Raw genomic sequence first — 3,044 nt, forward strand, 5'->3', positions numbered from 1 at the left:
GACAGCACCTCCCCCTTGCCGATGCGAAAGCTCACCCCGTCCACCGGCGTGATGTACATCCGCTGCCCCTGCCGCCGCACGGGAAAGCGCACCTTCAGCTTGTCAACGTCGATGTAGGCCTGGGACTCGGCCATGCGTACGCCCCCTCTCGCTCCGCTTCGTACAGGTGACACTCCACCCACCGTCCGTCCACCTCGTGCCGCCGCGGCCGCACCTTTTGGCACGCCTCCGTCGCGTACGGACAGCGCGGGTGAAACGCGCAACCCGCGGGCAGCTGCTGCAAATCCGGCGGGTTGCCCGGAATCCCCTCAATCTCCACATCCTCGGGCGTCAGCCGCGGGATGGCCCGCATCAGCCCCTCGGTGTACGGGTGGTGCCCCTCCCCGCCCAGGCGCAGGGCCTTCGCGTCCGTGTTCTCCACAATCCGCCCGGCATACATAATCGCCACCCTGGAGGCAAACTCGGCGACCAGGCTGAAGTCGTGGCTGATGAACAGAATCGCAAACCCGCGCTGTTGCTGCAGCTCCTGGATCTGGTTGAGAATCGAGCGCTGCACCACCACGTCCAGGGCGGTCGTCGGTTCGTCCATGATGACCAAGGCCGGCTCCAGGGCAATCGCAATCGCGATGACCACCCGCTGGCGCATCCCTCCGGACAACTCGTGCGGGTAGCTGCGCAGGTGCCGCTCGTCGATGCGCACCAGCTTCAGCAGCTCCACCGCCTTCTCGCGCGCCTCTTGGTACGACATCTCCGGCCGGTGGCTGCGCAGCGTGTCGACCAGCTGCCGCTCCACCGTCATCACCGGGTTGAGCGCCGTCATCGCGCTCTGGAACACCATCGCCATCTGGTTCCAGCGAAAGGTCCGCAGCTCCTTGGAACCAAGCGCGTACACGTCCTGCCCCATCACCCGGATGCGCCCCCGGGTCAGCCGCGCGTTGCCCCGCAAAAGCCGCATGATCGCGTGCGCCAAGGTCGATTTGCCGGATCCCGATTCCCCGATGAGCCCCAGCACCTGATTCGGATACAGCCTCAGGCTGACGTCGCTGACCGCCTGGACCGGCCCGGACGCCGCATCGTACACAATGGAGACGTCCTCAAGCTCCAAGACCGGCTGGTTTGCGTCCACGGCGCCGTCCCCCTCTCCGCCCGCGCAGGCGCGGGTTGGTGAATTGGTCAATCGCGAAGTTCATCAAGCCCAGCGACATGCCCACCAGCGCAATCCCCAGGCCCGGCGGGATGATCCACCACCACGCCCCGTTGAGCAGCGCCCCGCCCGACTGCGCCCAGTACAGCATCGTCCCCCAACTGACCGAGTTGACGCTCTCCAGCCCCAAAAACGCCAGCCCCGACTCGGCCAGAATCGCCCCCAGGCAGGCGAAGATGATGTTCGACGCGATGACGCTCGTCATGTTCGGCAGGACCTCCGTCACCATGATGCGCGCCCCCGACGCCCCCGACAGCTTCGCCGCCGTCACAAACTCGCGCCCGCACAGGGACATCGCCTGCGAGCGGAACACCCGCGCCCCCCAGGCCCAACCGGTCAGGCCGATGATGAGCCCGTTGAGCAGCGGCGTCGAGTTGTGCACCAAGGCCTCAATCACAATCAACAGCGCCAGGCTCGGCAGCACCAAGAAGATGTTGGTGATGAAGTTGAGCACCGTGTCCACCCAGCCGCCGTAATACCCGGCCGTCACGCCAAACAACAGCCCAATCACCGTCGAGATGAGCCCCGCCCCCACCCCGACAATCAGCGTCGTGCGCGCCCCATAGACAAACTGCGAGAACAAATCCTGCCCTGTCGTCGTCGTCCCGAACAGGTGCGCCGAACTGGGCGGCAGGTTCATCGCGAACTGCGTCGAGAGCGGGTTGTACGGCGCAATCACCGGCGCGAAGATGGCCACCAGCCCAAACAGCGCAAACAGCCCAAACCCCACGATGGCCTTGGCGTCGTTGAACAGCAGCCGCACCCCTGCCGGCCGCCGCCGCTTGCCCGCCGTGTTCCTTGGCGCCGTTTCCATCGGTGTCGTCACCAGTTCGCTCATCAGGCCCTTGCACCCCCCGTCTGCACCCTTGGGTCCAGTTTCCCGTACAGCAGGTCCACCACCAGGTTGGCAAACAGGACCGACACCGCGATGACCAAAAACGCCCCCTGAATCAGCGGATAGTCCTGCTGCAGCACCGCGTTGTTCAGCTGCGCCCCGATGCCCGGATAGGAGAACACCACCTCCGTCAGGATGGAGCCGCTGACCACGTTGCCTATCGCGATGGCGAAACTGGTCACCTGCGGCAATATGGCGTTTCGGGCCGCATACGCCAGCACCAGCCGCAGCGGCCGCACCCCCTTGGCTTCGGCAAACACCACGTAGTCCTCGCCCAGGGTGAGAATCATGTTGTTGCGCATCCCCACCAGCCAGCCGCTGAACGAGCCCAAAAAGATGGTCAACGCCGGCAGCACCCCGTGGTACAGCGCGCTCAGCAGAAAGTCCCCGTTCAGCGAGGGCGACATATTGTCCGCGTACCCGCGGGCCAACGGGAACCAGTTGAGCCGAAAGCCAAACACGAACAAAAGCAGCAGCCCCGTCCACATGTACGGCGCCGCCTGCACGAACAACGACGCCACCGGCAGCGTCGAGTCCAGCGCCCGCCCGCGCCGCCAGGCCACGTAGATGCCACACGCCGTGCCGGCGAACACCGAGAGCAGCGTCGCCACCCCGACGAGCAGAATCGTCCAGGGCAGGCTATGGCCGATGACCGTGGTCGTCGGCGTCGGGTAGTAGGTGAACGACAGTCCCCAGTTGCCGGTCACCAATCCCTTGAGGTAGTCGAAGTATTGCAGGATGAGCGGCTTGTTGCTAAAGCCAAACTGCAGTTCCAGGGCGTGCAGCGCGTAGGGCGTCAGGTGCCCTTGGAACTTGGCGAACATCGCCTCGGCCGGATCGCCCGGCATCAACCGCGGCAGGATGAAGTTGATGGTGACCGCGGCCCACACCGAGATGACGAAGAACACCAACCGGTTGATCACATATCGCACGCTCGCGCCTCCT

General features: G+C 65.2%; 3 protein-coding genes. All 3 read right to left on the reverse strand.

Going from position 1 to position 3,044, the window contains the following annotated elements:
* Nucleotides 1-94: 94 nt before the first annotated feature.
* From AK2_RS16135 to AK2_RS16145, 3 genes are read right to left on the reverse strand one after another with little or no spacing between them, the layout of a single operon-like run.
* Nucleotides 95-1,126 (reverse strand): ABC transporter ATP-binding protein, encoded by a 1,032-nt coding sequence (locus AK2_RS16135; protein ID WP_067937103.1) that lies wholly within the window; start codon nucleotides 1,124-1,126, stop codon nucleotides 95-97.
* Nucleotides 1,095-2,042, reverse strand: coding sequence for an ABC transporter permease (locus AK2_RS16140; protein WP_245632954.1), 948 nt, complete (start codon nucleotides 2,040-2,042; stop codon nucleotides 1,095-1,097). Before AK2_RS16140 ends, AK2_RS16135 begins: the two co-directional genes overlap by 32 nt.
* On the reverse strand, nucleotides 2,042-3,031 hold the full coding sequence (locus AK2_RS16145; protein ID WP_067937106.1) for an ABC transporter permease: 990 nt from the start codon (nucleotides 3,029-3,031) through the stop codon (nucleotides 2,042-2,044). Before AK2_RS16145 ends, AK2_RS16140 begins: the two co-directional genes overlap by 1 nt.
* Nucleotides 3,032-3,044: the final 13 nt, after the last annotated feature.

The sequence above is a fragment of the Alicyclobacillus kakegawensis NBRC 103104 genome (genome assembly GCF_001552655.1).
GTDB lineage: Bacteria > Bacillota > Bacilli > Alicyclobacillales > Alicyclobacillaceae > Alicyclobacillus_G > Alicyclobacillus_G kakegawensis.